The following is a 14032-nucleotide window of genomic DNA, read 5'->3' as shown; positions in this document are numbered from 1 at the left end:
CGGAACTCGTCCTTCTTGAGGTCTCTTTGCGGCCACGGATACGCCCCACCCGCACCGAAGTACGGGCGCCGGGGCGGAGTCACGTGAGCGCTGGCTGCGCGATGCGGCGAGACTCCGCGTGAGCGTCGCCTCGGCGTCAGGTCCGTGTCTCTGCCGTGTCTCTTTTTCCGTACGGCCGCCGAACTGGCTACCGGAGCGCGGCGGTCGGCGACGGAAGCGTGCCCCCGCCGCGCTCCGGTGAACGTCAGGCGCTCTCGGAGGTCTTCGACTCGGCGGCGTCGGCTGCCGGCTTCTCCTCGGCCGGGGCGGCCTGCTCCTCGGTCTTGGCCTCGGCGGGAGCGGCCTCGGCGGTCTTGGCCGCCGCGCCCTCGCCCTTCTCGGCCTTCTCGCCCTCCAGGAGCTCGCGCTCCCACTCGGCCAGCGGCTCGGCGGCCTTGTCGCCGCCCTTGGCCGCCTCGGCGGCACCGGAGCGGGCGATGAGGCCCTCGGCGGCGGCGTCGGCGATCACGCGGGTCAGCAGCGTGACGGAACGGATCGCGTCGTCGTTGCCCGGGATCTTGTAGTCGACCTCGTCCGGGTCGCAGTTGGTGTCCAGGATCGCGACGACCGGAATGTTGAGCTTCCGCGCCTCGCCTACGGCGATGTGCTCCTTCTTGGTGTCCACGATCCACACGGCGCTGGGCACCTTCTGCATCTCGCGGATACCGCCGAGGGTCTTCTCCAGCTTCGCCTTCTCGCGGGAGAGGACGAGCAGTTCCTTCTTGGTGAGACCGGACGCGGCCACATCCTCGAAGTCGATCTGCTCAAGCTCCTTCAGCCGCTGAAGACGCTTGTAGACGGTGGAGAAGTTCGTCAGCATGCCGCCGAGCCAGCGCTGGTTGACGTAAGGCATGCCGACGCGGGTCGCCTGCTCGGCGATGGCCTCCTGGGCCTGCTTCTTGGTGCCGACGAACATGATGGAACCGCCGTGCGCGACGGTCTCCTTGACGAACTCGTAGGCGCGGTCGATGTACGACAGCGACTGGAGCAGGTCGATGATGTAAATGCCGTTGCGCTCGGTGAAGATGAAGCGCTTCATCTTCGGGTTCCAGCGGCGGGTCTGGTGCCCGAAATGGACGCCGCTCTCCAGCAGCTCCCGCATCGTGACGACGGCCATGGCCGTTCTCCTTGTGTTACTCGGTTGTCGTCAGCGCTGGCCGGGACGGCCATCGCTTGCCTGACGCCTCTGTCGCGCTGTGCCCGCGGGACCTGCCGAGAGGTCCGCATGGGACCGAGATACGCGGCCACCGGGTGAGGGTGGCGAGGCGTGCGAAGTCAGCCCGGTGCCCGGGCCGCCACCAGCAGTGTACGGGAACGGAGGGAGCCCCGGCTCCCTCGCGGGAGAAGGGCCGGATTTCCGGACATGGGGGCTCGGTAGCGGTGGGACAGGTGAGACCTGCGGGTGACGGGCTTATCCACAACAAGCGGTCTTTCCACAGAAGTTCAGCAAGATTCCTGCCGGAGGCAGGTATGCGGCATGGTGCCTGTACGGGGACGTAGGTGGGGTCGCCTGGCGGAGACGGCGAGAAGCGACGAGGCCGATCTCCGTGTCTCGGCGGAACCCGAAGCATTTGGGATCGGCCCGATGATCGACCGACGGGGGCGCAAGGTGATGGGTGTCCGAGCAGTCCTGTGCGCGGCGGTGAGCGCTGCGCTGGCGCTGGTCGTGTGCGCGGTATGGAACCCACGGGCGCATGCGGACGAGGGAGCTGCGGCGTCCCGTCCATCGCCTCCACGCAGCGGAGGCACTGATCGCGCCGAGGACCGTGTGTGGCCGGTGGCCGGCCGGGCGGGAGCGGCTCGACCGGCGATCACACGCGGATGGGAGCCGCCGCCGAAGCCATGGGCGGCCGGTCACCGCGGCGTCGATCTCGCGGCTCCCCGTGGCAGCCCGGTACGCGCAGTCGCAGGCGGGCGGGTGTCCTTCGCGGGCAGCGTCGCCGGACGCGGGGTGGTGTCGGTCGAACTGCCCGGCATGGGCCGCCCGCCGCTGCGTACTACGTACGAACCCGTACGGGCCTCTGTCCACAACGGCCAGCGAGTACGAGCGGGACAGACCCTCGGCACCGTCACGGACGGGACCTCCCACTGCGGAAGCACCTGCCTCCACTGGGGCGCACGAAAAGGCGAGCACTACCTCGACCCGCTCTCGCTGCTCCCGGAGGCTCTGCTACGCGGCGGCCCGTCGAGGCTGCTCCCGGTCTTCGGGGTGCCATTGCCCAGGGGCCGAGGCACAGCGGGCAGCGGCTCCGGCGGCAGCCCGGAGACCGCAGTCGGCCGGTATCGGACGCACAAGATGCGTCCGGCCGCAGCGGAAACGGGGCCGGACGTCAGCGGAGCACAAGCGGGGGCCACCGGATGGGCACTGCCGGTGGCGGCCGGACTCGGCAGCGCGGCTATATGCGCCCACCGTCAATTGACGCGGGCGGCGCGACATGGGCGCGGAGGGGCGACCAGAGCGGGCCGAATCCAGGGGGCGTGAGTGCGGCATCGACATCGGCATCGGCGAACCAGCAAGAGGACGAGAGGCGAAGGTCCAAGCTGGACGAGGACGAGACACGGGCGAGGGATGACCGCACGAGGCGCTGCGGTGGTGGAGCGCCCCCCGGTACGAGTCATCACGGGCGGACCGTGAGGCCGTCCAGGGTGAGGGCGAGCAGGCGCTCGGCCTGCTGCCGGTGTTCAGCGCCCGCCGAGGTGAGGGCGATGCCTTCGAGGGCGGCGCCGAAGTCGGTGGGCTGGATGTCGGTACGGATCGCTCCGGCGGCCGTGCAAGCGTCCATGAGCGAGGTGATGGCGGCCTGGATCATTTCCCGGCTGTGACCGTAGGGATTGCTTCCCGTCGCGGCGATGGCACGCAGGGCGTCGATCATGCCGTGCTTGGCGGTGACGTAGTCGAGGAAGAGGCGTGTCCACGCGCGCAATGCCTCTACTGGCGACTTCTGCTCAAGCAGGGCGGGGGCGGCGTCGCACAAGCGGGATACCTCGTTGCGGTAGACCGCCTCGATCAGGGTCTCCCGTGTGGGGAAGTGGCGGTACAGAGTCGCACTGCCCACACCCGCCTCCTTGGCGATGCGTTCCAGATGAGCGTCCAGCCCCTCCGCCGTGAACACGTGTACAGCAGCCGTGAGGATCTTCTCTCTGTTCTGCCGTGCGTCAGCCCGCAGCGGACGACGTGCGCCGTCGCTCATCAGTGGTCGCCATCCCCCTGTCGAAGCTCCCGGATTGCTAACGGGGCCACCCCCATTTAGTGTTCAAAAGCGGGGGCGCCTCCGGTTTCACTGTAGGTCACCGCACTGACCTGCGCACCCCCTGAGAGGGAGCCATTCATGTCGGGAATCCAGGGCAAAGTCATCGCCGTCACAGGCGCCAGCAGCGGCATCGGTGAGGCGACTGCGACCCACCTCGCGGAGAAAGGTGCCCGGCTCGTGCTCGGGGCCCGGCGCGAGGACCGGCTCAACGCCGTCGTGGACGGCATCACGGCGAAGGGTGGCACTGCCGTCGGCGTCTTCGTCGATGTCTCTCGCCGCGAGGACCTCCAGCGCCTTACGGACACGGCTCTCGACCAGTACGGCCGGCTCGACGTCCTCGTCTCCAATGCGGGCACGATGGCCGTCTCACCGTTCGACGACCTGCGCCAGGACGACTGGGACGCAATGGTCTCCACCCACGTCACCGGCCTGCTCAACGGCATCGGGGCGGCCTTGCCTGTCTTCCGACGTCAGCGCTTCGGGCACTTCGTCAACGTCGGCTCCACTGCGGCCTACGTCGTCAAAACCCCCCAGGCCGTCTACGCCGCCACCAAGACCGCGGTGAAGGTGCTTACCGAGGGTCTGCGCCAGGAATCGGGACCCGACCTCCGCGTCACCCTCGTCTCACCCGGCTTGACCGACACCGAAGGAGTCGGCAAGGGGGCCAGTCCCGAGGCCGCGGCGGCGATGGCCCAGCAGCGCGATGAGATCGCCATGCCGCCCTCCGCCGTCGCCTCGGCCATCGGCTACGCCATCGAACAGCCCGAGGGCGTCGACGTCAGTGAGATCGTGGTCCGCCCCACCGTGCAAGCCTGATCGCACGAGCCAGGCCGCCCGGACCATGATCGTTCTCACCGAGAGCCACTGGACCGCGCTCCCCCGGCGCCGGGATTGGGTTCAGGCACCGATGCGGAGCCGAGGCGTACGTGCACGTCCCGAGCGTCAGCAACGCGATGCGGCGAAGCACCACGACGGAGGCTCTACGAACTTCGTTATTGGCAACGCCCGTTGGCTTCACCAGCCGGGCACCGAGAGCAAGACCGAAGGAGATGAGGAGAAAGGAAGTGAGGGCGGGCCTCCTACCCCCGGACCCCGCTCAGCCCCATCCGAACCGCCGCCTCGGTGATCTCTTCCGGGCTTTCAGCGGCTCCGAGTTCGATGCGCCGTACTGCCGCGTCTACGACGCCTTGGAGAAGCATGGCTGCCAGTCGCGGCTGCTCGTGGCCGAGCGCCGCAAGGGCTTCGACGACCATGGCGACGAGTCCGCCGTGCGCGGCGCGGATCTTCTCCCGTGCGCCCGCGTCGAGTTCACCTGCCGAGATCGCTACGACCGCGCGGTGTCGTCGGTCGCCCACGAGCGACAACTGCTGCCGTACGTAAGCTTCGATCTTTGCTTCCGGGGTTTCGGCTTCGGCCATCGCCGCTTCGACTTCGGCTGCCCATACGGGGAAGTCGACGGCGCAGAGTTCTTCGACGACTGCGCCCCGGGACCGGAAGTATTCGTAGACCGATGAGCGTGCGAGCCCGGTGCGCTGTGCGAGGGCCGGGAAGGTCAGCGCTTCGGTACCGCCTTCGGACAGCAGGGCACGGGCAGCGTCGAGGAGGGCGGAGCGCTGCATGTTCCGGTGCTCGGCCACTGAGGCCGCTCGAATCCTTGGCACGCTGTCCACCTTACGGACGGAGGTGCCGGTTCAGCGACCGACGTCGGCCAGCTTTGCCCGAAGCTGAAGGACCGACTTGGTGTGGATCTGGCTCACTCTGCTTTCGGTGACGCCCAGGACCTGGCCGATTTCGGCAAGTGTGAGGCCCTCGTAGTAGTAGAGGGTGACGACGGTCTTCTCCCTGTCGGGGAGGGTGTTGATGGCGCGGGCCAGGAATCGTCGCAGTTCGCGGTCCTCGGCGACTTCGACGGGGTTGTCCGCGGCGGTGTCTTCGAGGGTGTCCATGAGGCTGAGCCGGTCGCCGCCGTCGCCTCCGACGTGCAGCAGCTCTTCGAGCGCTACGACGTTGGCCAGTGACAACTGGCTGAAGACGCCGTGGAGTTCCTCGAGCGGGATGCCCATTTCCGCTGCGACTTCCGATTCGGAGGGGCTGCGCCGGAGCCTGGACTCGAGGGTGGCGTAGGCACGCTCGACGGCGCGTGCCTTCTGCCGGACGGATCGTGGGATCCAGTCGAGTGCGCGTAGTTCGTCGATCATGGCGCCGCGGATGCGGGTGATCGCGTATGTCTCGAATTTGATGGACCGCTCAGGGTCGAACTTCTCGATGGCGTCGATGAGTCCGAACACTCCGGACGATACGAAATCGGCTTGTTCCACGTTCGGGGGCAGGCCGACGCTGACGCGTCCCGCTACGTACTTCACCAGTGGCGAGTAGTGGAGGATCAGTTGTTCCCTCAGCTGCTCGTCGCCCGTGGCCTTGTACGACCGCCACAGCTCGTCGAGCGCGCTGTGGCCGGGACCGACTGTGGCGTTCTCGGTTCCGGTCGGCGCCGCTGCGGTGCCGACGGGTTCGGGCCCGGAGATGTGCTGGGGCATTCGTTGCTTTGAGCCGTTCTGCTGAGTAGTCGTCACGCGATGAAGGGGTGTGCGTGACCGGATGCCTCTTCCTGGGGAGCTGTGAGCGTAGCGTGACCGAAGGGTCGCAATATGCGATGAGTGCGGGGTCCAGCATGCGCAGATACGTTCCGCTGACCGCACCCGGGAGTTACTCCGACGGCAGTGCCCAGCACCGGCCTTCGCGGGGCTGCGGAGCGGAACCAGACCATGCGGATCACCCTTTCATTCGATAGCCGCAGGTCAAGGACCGGCTCATCACTCGATGGTGTGCCCGGCGCTGTCGGCGGGTGTCGTCGAGCGGCTCAACTGCCAGCCGTCGCCGACTCGTTCGGCGAAGCCGAGCCCGCACAGTTCCTGGAGTCTCGCCACCGCGGCGTCGGGTGTGATGCCGACGGTCTGCGCCAGCAGCCGGGACGTCACCGCGCCGCGTGCGGGCAGCGCGTCGAGCACCAACGCGGCTTCGCGGTGCAGTACGTCGCGGGGCAGTGAGGGGCCGTGTCTTCGCGGTGCGAGGTCGCCGATGCTGCCGACGAGTTCGATCACTTCGGCGGCGTCGGTGACGAGGTTCCCCTCGTTTCGCAGCAGTTCGTGCACGCCTGCCGAGAGCCCCGATGTGACCGGTCCGGGGACGCCCATCACGAATCGGCCGAGGCGCCTGGCATGGCGGGCCGTGGACAACGAGCCGCTGCGCAGCGCGGCTTCGACCACGACGGTGCCTCGTGTGAGGGCGGCGATGACTCGGTTGCGTAGTACGAAGCGGCTTCGTGAAGGGTGGTCCTGGGGCGGCAACTCGCTCAGTAGCAGGCCCTGTTCGGCGATGCGTGAGATCAACTCGCTGTGGCCGGGAGGGTAGGCGACGTCCACACCGCTTGCGAGGACTGCGATGGTGGCGCCGCCAGTGGCAAGGGCTGCGCGGTGGGCGGCGCCGTCGATCCCGTAGGCGGCCCCCGAGACCACTGTCCAGCCTTGCCGGGCGAGTCCTGAGCCGAGGAGGGCGGCCATGTGTACGCCGTATTCGGTACAGGCGCGGGCGCCTACGACGGCGACGGAGCGCAGTGCCCAGTACCGCAGACAGGCCGCTCCGATGATCCAGAGCCCGATGGGACGTGTGGCTCCGAGGGCGTCGAGTTGACCTGGCCATTCGCGGTCTCCCGGGCAGACGAAGCGTCCGCCCGCGGATTCGATGTGTGCCAAGTCGGCTTCCGGGTGGGCTCGTTGGGATCGGGAGCGCAGCCCGGTCCAGCGTTCAGCGCTGATTCCGGGCAGTGGCCGGGCGTCGTTGCGTAAGGCGCGCATGAGTTCTTGTGCGCCGTGGGTGCGGAGCAGTCGGCAGGCGGTTTCGTCGCCGGGTTCGACGATGCGGGTCAACGCGGCCCGTGCGAGCCGTTCTTGGGGCTCGGCCTCACCGGGTTCCTCGTCTCCCGGGGCGTCGCCGTCAGCGGGGCCGGGCAACGGGGTCATGGCCTGCTCCTGGGCACCGTGAGCGGTGCGCGGAACGCGGATGGGCTTCGTTTGACGCCTGTGCGCAGTTCCAGCGCCCAGTCGACGTCTTCGGGCGTGGGGCGGTCGTGTCCGGCGAGGTCGGCCACTGTCCATGCGACCCGGAGCACCCGGTCCATGCCTCGTGCTGTCAGCAGTCCTTGTTCCATGTCGTCTTCGGCCCTGCTGAGGGCGCCTGCTTCGGCGGGCCAGCGAGTGCGCAGCTCGTGGCCGGGTACGTCGCTGTTGGCGGACCAGGGGGTGTCCGCGTAGCGCGCGGCGGCTCGTTCTCGTGCGGCCAGTACGCGTTCGGCGACTGTGGCGGTGTTCTCGGGCTGCCCGTGCTGGCCTGCGAGTTCGGAGCGGGAGAGCGGTTTGACCTGGACTCTGAGGTCGACGCGGTCCATCAGGGGGCCGGAGAGTCGTGCCCGGTAGCGCCTGATGGACGCGGGGCGGCATTCGCATCCTCCGCCTCTTATGCCGTGCCGTCCGCAGGGGCACGGGTTGGCGGCGAGGACGAGCAGGAAGCGCGCGGGCATGCGCATCATGCCGGAGGCTCGTGCGACGACGACGTGTCCGGACTCCAGGGGCTGCCGCATGGCGTCGAGGACCCGTGCGCTGCATTCGGCGGCTTCGTCGAGGAAGAGGACTCCGTGGTGGGCCATTGACACGGCGCCGGGTCGTGGGAGGCCGGTGCCGCCTCCGATCAGTGAGGCCATGGTCGCCGAGTGGTGCGGGGCGCAGTACGGGGGTCGTTGGACGAGTGGCTGCCCGGGTGGGAGCGCGCCTGCGACGGAGTGCACTGCGGTCACTTCGAGTGCTTCCTGGGAAGTCAGTGGCGGCAGCAGTCCGGGCAGACGTTCGGCGAGCATCGTCTTGCCTGCCCCTGGCGGGCCTTTGAAGAAGATGTGGTGGCGTCCGGCGGCTGCGACTTCGAGGGCTCTCCTGGCGGTCGTCTGGCCCGCTACGTCCGCGAGATCGAGGGTGCGTTCCGTTCGCCGCGTGAGGCCGGGTGCGGACCAGCCGTGGGCGGTGAACGAGGCTGTGGGCGGCCTGTGTTCGGGCCGCTGCTCGTGGGGCGGCACGTCGTCCGGGAGTGTGCCGTCGGGTGGCTCCTCGGGCGGGGGTTCGTCGTTGAGGAGCGCGATGAGCTGCCGGAGGCTGCGGACGCCGAGGACGCTGACGTCGGGCACGAGGGACGCCTCGGGCACGGTCTCCTCGGCGACGACGATCTGCCGGTGGCCCGCGTCGGCTGCTGCGAGTACGGCCGGCAGTACCCCGCGGACGGGGCGCACGCGCCCGTCCAGTCCGAGTTCGCCGAGCATCATCAGGTCGGCGAGGCTGCGTGGGTCGATGCGTTCGGCGGCGCCGAGGACGGCGCAGGCGACGGCGAGGTCGAAGCCGCTGCCGCTCTTGGGGACCGCGGCCGGGCTGAGTCCCACGGTGAGCTTCCGCTGTGGCCATTCCGCACCGGCGTTGACGATGGCTGCTCGTACGCGGTCGCGGCTCTCGGTGAGGCTCTTGTCGGGCAGTCCGACGAGGGTGAATGTGGCGACGCCTGGTTCGAGGTCTGCCTGGACTTCGACGACGACGCCTTCGACTCCGACGAGCGCCACCGAGCGGGTGCGGGCGAATCCCATCAGGCCACTCCTCGTGCGTGCTGCACCAGGGGCGCGCCTCGTTCCGGCAGGAGCACTCCGATGAGGTCGATGCGTACACCGCCGCGGGGCGGCTGTCCGTACCGGGCGAGCCAGCGTTCGGTGAGCCAGCGCGAGGCGAGTCTCCGTAGCCGGGCGGATTTGGCCGGGGTCACGGCGGACATCGGGTGTTCGAAGGCGCCTCCCCGGCCTGTGCGCCGTGTTTTGACCTCGCAGATCACGAGGGCGTCCTTGTCCCTCGCGACGATGTCGAGTTCTCCTTCGACGCAGCGCCAGTTGCGTTCCAGCACTGCCATTCCTGACTGGCGCAGCCTTCGGGCTGCTACGTCCTCGCCGTATCGGCCGAGGGCTTTACGGGCGCTCATGCCCACCACCTCCGTCACCGACTGTGACGGAGGTGGGCGTACGTAGATGATCAAGGACGGAATCTGGGGACGACTGGGCTGCTGTGGATAAGTCCGTCACCGCAGAGGGTGAGCCGACCCAGGGTCACCCACCGGCACCGGCACCGGCGCCGGGAATCGTCCCGCAAGGGGCCCGCGAACCGCCGTCAGCCCTTGAAGCCGGAGTTCTCGGGAAGATCGAGTTCGCTCTTGTTCAGCTCCTCGATGTTCACGTCCTTGAACGTCAGGACGCGCACCTGCTTCACGAACCGGGCAGGGCGGTACATGTCCCACACCCAGGCGTCGGCCATGGAGACCTCGAAGAAGACCTCGCCCTGCACCGAGTGGACCTGCATCTCGTAGTCGTTGGTGAGGTAGAACCGCCGGTCCGTCTCGATCACGTACTTGAAGAGACCGACGACGTCCCTGTACTCCCGGTAGAGCTTCAGCTCCATCTCGGTCTCGTACTTCTCGAGGTCCTCGGCGCTCATGGCATGTTCCCCTTCAGCCGTGCGTGCCCCCATTGTGCGTCAGCCGCGAGTGCCCCGTCCGGCCCGCCGCGCTATCGGGCCGTACGCCGCACCGCCCAGGATCAGGGCCGCACCGGCGACGACGGCGACGAGCAGCGGCTGAAGCGGCCCGGGGTCGGAGGTGCCGCCCGGCAGCGCGGCGAAGCCTGCCGGACGTGCGAGCATCCCGAGCCCGTTGAACGGCCAGGCGACGGCGTCGACGCGTGCGTTCACCGCAGACCGGGAGACGGCCCCGTGGTCGCCGTCCTGAAGGTGGACGCGGGAGTCCACGGAGTCCATGCGGTGGTCTCCGAGCAGGAAGAGCTTCCCCTGGGGCACCGTCGTCTTCTTGAACGGGGGCTGGGAGTCGGGTCCGGTGTCCTTCAGGTACGGCTCGTCGAGGGTCTCGCCGTTGACCGAGAGCCTGCCCTGCTTGTCGCAGCAGGCGACCTTGTCGCCGCCGGTGCCCACGACGCGCTTCACCATGGGCACCGAGCCCCACACCGAGTCCTGGAAGACGACGACGTCGCCACGGCGTACGTCCTTGCCGTCTATCCGCTCGGCGAGCACCCGGTCCCCCGCCTTGACGGTGGGGTCCATGGAGTCCGTGGGCACCGTGTACGGCTGGTAGAGGACGGCTCCCAGTACGAAGGCGCCCAGGAAGAGCACGCAGCCGACGGCGACGGCGATGCCGGAGAGCGCATGGCCGAGGCGACCGTGACTTGTGCCCGTACGTCCCGCCTTGCCCATTCCCGCACTCCCGGTCCGCTCGCCGCTTCGGTCTGGGCGCACCTTACCCGGGGTAGAGGGCCGTGAGTACGGGGGGAGGTCAGCCGTTGACGGACCGCTCGCCGGACGGTACGGGTGACGCTCCGGCGGCACGCTCCGCGGGGGCCGGTCCCGTCGCTGTCCGTACCGCTCGCCGCCTGCGGCGCCAGAGTACGAGCGGTACCGCGCCGGCTGCGCCGAGCGCCGCGGGTGCCCCGTCCAGCGCCTTCGCGGCGAGGCCGTTGCGGTCGAAGGTGTCGGGCACCGGCAGGGCGGACCAGCGGGTGGGCGGCCAGGCCACCACGAGAGCGCGTCCGACGACGCGGTCGGTGGGGATCATGCCGTTGTCGAGCTTCTGGTGGAAGCGGGAGTCGAGGGAGTCCTGGCGGTGGTCGCCCATCACCCACATCTTCCCGATGGGCACCTCGACGGGCCCGAAGGGCTTGTCGTCGCAGGGGGTGTTCCCGGGGAAGAGGTACGACTCGTCGAGGGCCTTGCCGTTGACCTTTACGGGGCCGCCCCGCTTGCACTCGACGCGGTCGCCGCCGACGGCGACGACGCGTTTGATCAGGTCCTGCTCGTCGGCGGACGGCATGAGGCCGATGGCGCTGAGGACGGTCTGGATGGCGCCGCCGACGCCGCTGGGCTGCGGCACGGGCGCCTCGTTCAGCCAGCCGCCCGGGTCGTGGAAGACGACGATCTCTCCCCGCTGGGGTTCGGAGCCGAACCAGGGGGTGAGCTTGTCGACCAGCACCCTGTCCCCGACCTGGAGGGTGTTCTGCATCGAGTTCGACGGGATGGAGAACGCCTGGACGAGAAAAGTCTTGATCAGCAGTGCCAGGATCAGCGCGATGCCGATCAGAACCGGCAGCTCTTTGAAGAACGAGCGCTGATGCCTGCCGTGTACGTCCGACGTGTGATCACTTGTGGTGCTGTCTTCCGCACCCGTGCTCACGCTGATGTCACTGCCTTTCTCTGCGGTCGGCGGCTCGTGGCTCGCCGCTGTCTGTGCCTCGGGTCCGGAAGCGGACACGGCTGCGGGTGACGCGGATGCGTCAGGGTTCCTGTGCTCCGTGCCGCTCTCGCCCTCGTCCTCGTTCTCGCCGGAACCGGAACGAGCGCCGACCGCCAAGTCCCCCACAACCACTCCTCACAATCCACTGCCGCCTGTCCCACAGCCGGGACAGGCCCACCACTCCCATAACGAGCGGGAGTTCCGCAGGGATCGGATATTGCGTCAGTCGGTCGTTCGCGCCCCCGATCGGTCCAGCCGCCGACGATGCGCCCGGTGCCTGCGGCACGGCGCTGAAGGTGTCGGACGCCTCCAGCTTGCCCCAGTGGTCGAACGGCCAGGCGATGACGACGGCACGCCCCTGGACCTGGGATTCGGGAACGGTGCCGCTGCCCTCGTCGCGCAAGTGGAAGCGGGAGTCCGCCGAGTTGGCGCGGTGGTCGCCCATCACGAACACGCGGCCGTTCGGCACGTTGACGTCGAACTTGATCTCCGAGGGCTTGTTGCCCGGGTTGATGTAGGGCTCCTGGAGCGGCTTGCCGTTGACCGTGACCTTGCCCTGCGCGTTGCAGCACTTGACCTTGTCGCCGCCGACGGCGATGACACGTTTGATCAGGTCCTGCTCGTCGTCGGAGGGCAGGAGGCCGATGAAGGTCAGGAACTCCTTGCCCTGTTTGACGCCGACGGGGTCTTCCTTGCGCTTCTTCTCCTCCGCGGGCAGCCAGCCGCCCGGGTCCTCGAAGACGACCACGTCGCCGCGTTCCGGTTTCGTACCGAACCAGGGCGTCAGCTTGTCCACCAGGACGCGGTCGCCGATCCGGATCGTCTGCTCCATCGAACCCGACGGGATCACGAACGCCTGAACGAGGAAAGTTTTCAGCACAAGGGCAATGACGAGGGCGACACCGACGAGGATCGGTATCTCCTTCGTCACCGACAGACGTCTGCGCCGCTTGACGCGCTTCGCCGCACGCCGGCGCTCGGCACGCCCGCCGCTCGGACCGGGCGGGATGCCGAGCCTTTCGTCCCTGGTCTCGCGGCCGGGCAGATCCAGAAGCCGTGCCGAGTAGACACTCAGCTTCATGGTCTCGCCGGAACTCACCTGCGGCGGCGGAAGTGGGGCGTTGGGCGGGAAGCTCGCCGGTGACGGTACGCGGGGGTTCGTGCCGGTGGGGGACGCGCCGAGGCCGTTGCCGCTGGGCGCTCCGTAGCCGTAGCCGTTGGGGACCTGGTAACCGTCGCCGCCGGGGGCGCCGTTGGGCGCGCGGGTGCCCTGGGAGCGCCCGAAGTACTCGTACGGCTCGGTGTAGTCGTAGTCGCCGGAGTAGTAGTCGGAGCCGTCGGGGCCGCCGTTGCGTCCGGTGAAGCCGGAGTAGGGCACCGCGCCGTTGCCGTTCGGGCTGCCGTAACCGTTGCCGTTCGGGTAGCCGTTGGCGCCTGCGCTGCCGTAACCGTTGCCGTTCTGGGCGCCGTTGGCGTTGGGATCGCCGTAGCCGTTCGAACCGGCGTAGTCGCCACCGCCGTTGGGGGCAGGCCGGTTGTAGCGGCCGTCGTAGGGCTCGTCGTCGTAGTCGCTCGGTACGCCGTAGTCGTATCGGCGCGCGGGGCCGACCCTGTCACTCATGGGCACCTCCCCCGCCGTGAACCGTTCCCCAGCGGTCCGTCGGCCATGCGATGCCGTCGGCCCGCCCGATCACCCGCTCCACGGGAACGGTACCTCCACCCGCGTCACCGAGGTGGTCCCGTGAGTCGCTGGAGTCGGAACGGTGATCGCCCATCACCCACAACCGCCCTTGAGGCACTTCGATATCGAACGGTACGGCTGACGGGTCGTCACCGTCATGCAGATAGTCCTCGTCCAGCGGAACACCGTTCACCTCGATCCTTCCGCGCTTGTCGCAGCACCGGACCCGATCTCCGCCGACGCCGATCACACGCTTGACGTAGTCCGTCTCGGCCGGCTTCACAAGTCCGGCCGCAGCTCCGGCCTCTCGCAACAGACCGGCTACCGGATTGCCGCCCGTCCCCTCCTCGTCCATGAACGAACCCCTGCCGTCGAAGACAACAACGTCTCCGCGGCCCGGAGAGTTGCCGATTCGGTAGGCAAGCTTGTTCACCAGTATCCGGTCACCGACCGCCAGCGTGGGGGTCATTGATGCAGACGGGATCAAAAAAGGCTGCGCGATGAACGCGCTGATCAGCAGCAGCCCGCTGAGCAGCGACGCAGCAACGGCACACAAACGAGCGGAGCGTGACCATCCCCTCCACACCTGCCCCAGGGGGCCGGAGGAGCGGTCCCGCTCCGCGTCGTCCTGCTGCTGCGTCTCGGTGTCCATCGGGCCGAAAGCCTAGTCGCCCGCCGGACCGCCGACAGC

At 68.7% G+C, this 14032-nt stretch carries 14 protein-coding genes; 2 read left to right on the top strand and 12 right to left on the bottom strand.

Features of this window, described 5'->3' with window-relative positions; translation table 11 throughout:
• Positions 1-244 precede the first annotated feature (244 nt).
• Positions 245-1156, bottom strand: coding sequence for a 30S ribosomal protein S2 (gene rpsB, locus MMA15_RS21560; protein ID WP_241061760.1), 912 nt, complete (start codon positions 1154-1156; stop codon positions 245-247).
• A 360-nt stretch (positions 1157-1516) separates the two neighbouring features.
• Between rpsB and MMA15_RS28550 the strand changes: the two genes are divergently transcribed.
• The gene (locus tag MMA15_RS28550; protein ID WP_372498282.1) at positions 1517-2521 is read left to right on the top strand and encodes a M23 family metallopeptidase; all 1005 of its coding nucleotides are present in this window, start codon (positions 1517-1519) and stop codon (positions 2519-2521) included.
• 136 nt (positions 2522-2657) lie between these two features.
• Here the strand turns inward: MMA15_RS28550 and MMA15_RS21550 are convergent, their stop codons facing one another.
• Positions 2658-3230, bottom strand: coding sequence for a TetR/AcrR family transcriptional regulator (locus MMA15_RS21550; protein ID WP_241061759.1), 573 nt, complete (start codon positions 3228-3230; stop codon positions 2658-2660).
• Between the two features lie 138 nt (positions 3231-3368).
• Between MMA15_RS21550 and MMA15_RS21545 the strand changes: the two genes are divergently transcribed.
• Positions 3369-4106 carry an SDR family oxidoreductase gene (locus MMA15_RS21545; RefSeq protein ID WP_241061758.1) on the top strand — a complete coding sequence of 246 codons (738 nt, stop codon included), beginning with the start codon at positions 3369-3371 and terminating at the stop codon, positions 4104-4106.
• Between the two features lie 263 nt (positions 4107-4369).
• Here the strand turns inward: MMA15_RS21545 and MMA15_RS21540 are convergent, their stop codons facing one another.
• From MMA15_RS21540 to lepB (MMA15_RS21495), 10 genes are all read right to left on the bottom strand, one after another.
• Positions 4370-4909 carry a TetR/AcrR family transcriptional regulator gene (locus MMA15_RS21540; RefSeq protein WP_241063348.1) on the bottom strand — a complete coding sequence of 180 codons (540 nt, stop codon included), beginning with the start codon at positions 4907-4909 and terminating at the stop codon, positions 4370-4372.
• Between the two features lie 72 nt (positions 4910-4981).
• Positions 4982-5827: an RNA polymerase sigma factor WhiG gene (whiG, locus tag MMA15_RS21535; RefSeq protein WP_241061757.1), complete on the bottom strand. Its 846-nt coding sequence runs from the start codon at positions 5825-5827 to the stop codon at positions 4982-4984.
• 276 nt (positions 5828-6103) lie between these two features.
• The gene (gene dprA, locus MMA15_RS21530) at positions 6104-7309 is read right to left on the bottom strand and encodes a DNA-processing protein DprA (protein WP_241061756.1); all 1206 of its coding nucleotides are present in this window, start codon (positions 7307-7309) and stop codon (positions 6104-6106) included.
• Positions 7306-8967, bottom strand: coding sequence for a YifB family Mg chelatase-like AAA ATPase (locus tag MMA15_RS21525; protein ID WP_241061755.1), 1662 nt, complete (start codon positions 8965-8967; stop codon positions 7306-7308). The genes dprA and MMA15_RS21525 overlap by 4 nt, the downstream gene beginning before the upstream one ends.
• Positions 8967-9350 carry a YraN family protein gene (locus MMA15_RS21520; RefSeq protein ID WP_241061754.1) on the bottom strand — a complete coding sequence of 128 codons (384 nt, stop codon included), beginning with the start codon at positions 9348-9350 and terminating at the stop codon, positions 8967-8969. Before MMA15_RS21520 ends, MMA15_RS21525 begins: the two co-directional genes overlap by 1 nt.
• 185 nt (positions 9351-9535) lie before the next feature.
• Positions 9536-9859: a DUF2469 domain-containing protein gene (locus tag MMA15_RS21515; RefSeq protein WP_028435414.1), complete on the bottom strand. Its 324-nt coding sequence runs from the start codon at positions 9857-9859 to the stop codon at positions 9536-9538.
• A 39-nt stretch (positions 9860-9898) separates the two neighbouring features.
• A complete protein-coding gene (gene lepB / locus MMA15_RS21510) occupies positions 9899-10627 on the bottom strand; it encodes a signal peptidase I (protein WP_241063347.1) in 729 nt (242 codons plus the stop codon).
• A gap of 79 nt (positions 10628-10706) precedes the next feature.
• Positions 10707-11777, bottom strand: a complete 1071-nt coding sequence (gene lepB, locus MMA15_RS21505) for a signal peptidase I (RefSeq protein WP_241063346.1) — start codon at positions 11775-11777, stop codon at positions 10707-10709.
• Complete coding sequence (lepB, locus tag MMA15_RS21500) at positions 11701-12741, bottom strand: signal peptidase I (protein WP_372498365.1); 1041 nt, start codon at positions 12739-12741, stop codon at positions 11701-11703. Before lepB (MMA15_RS21500) ends, lepB (MMA15_RS21505) begins: the two co-directional genes overlap by 77 nt.
• Before the next feature lie 532 nt (positions 12742-13273).
• Positions 13274-13993 carry a signal peptidase I gene (gene lepB, locus MMA15_RS21495; RefSeq protein WP_241061753.1) on the bottom strand — a complete coding sequence of 240 codons (720 nt, stop codon included), beginning with the start codon at positions 13991-13993 and terminating at the stop codon, positions 13274-13276.
• Positions 13994-14032: the final 39 nt, after the last annotated feature.

This window comes from Streptomyces marispadix (assembly GCF_022524345.1).
Taxonomy (GTDB): Bacteria; Actinomycetota; Actinomycetes; order Streptomycetales; family Streptomycetaceae; genus Streptomyces; species Streptomyces marispadix.
The sequence above is the reverse complement of the archived record's forward strand: the minus strand, read 5'-3'. Positions and strand labels throughout refer to the sequence as shown.